The following is a 547-nucleotide window of genomic DNA, read 5'->3' as shown; positions in this document are numbered from 1 at the left end:
TCAGTTGGCGTGCCGGGGCGGCTGAAGTCGAGCTCGATGCCACGTTCATACGCCCACTTGTCCATCACCTTGGAAATGAATTCGCTGCCATTATCGACCTTGATGGTCGCAGGCAGTCCGCGTACCCTTGCAATACGGTTGAGTGTGTTCACGACATCCTCCTCCTTCAGACTTTGTCCGACGTCGATGGCCAGACTCTCGCGTGTGTAGTTGTCGACGACGGTCAAGGCGCGAATGCGCCGACCATCGAATAGCGCATCGGCGACAAAATCCATGCTCCAGCTCTGGTTCATTGCTGTAACAAGGTGTTTGGGTTGGCGCAGCCTGGCTGATTTGTTTCGTTTGGGCCGCTTGAGCCGCTTGAGCCGCAAAGACAAACCTTCCTGCTGATACAGCCGGTAGACGCGCTTATGATTGTCGGGCCAGCCTTCACGCCTGAGCATCACATGCACTCGCTTATAACCATAGTGCACGCGTGCAGCAGCGATCTCCTTGATGCGCATGATGAGCAGCGTGGCGTCACGCCTGACCGACTTGTATGCATACA

1 protein-coding gene is annotated in these 547 nt (G+C 55.9%); it reads right to left on the bottom strand.

The genetic code is table 11. The annotated features are described in order from the left end of the window. On the bottom strand, positions 1–547 hold a 547-nt coding region (locus ACFQUU_RS29470; RefSeq protein WP_382252200.1), incomplete at both ends, for a DDE-type integrase/transposase/recombinase.

It is taken from the genome of Herbaspirillum sp. GCM10030257 (assembly GCF_042666555.1).
Classification (GTDB): domain Bacteria; phylum Pseudomonadota; class Gammaproteobacteria; order Burkholderiales; family Burkholderiaceae_D; genus Noviherbaspirillum.
The sequence above is the reverse complement of the archived record's forward strand: the minus strand, read 5'-3'. Positions and strand labels throughout refer to the sequence as shown.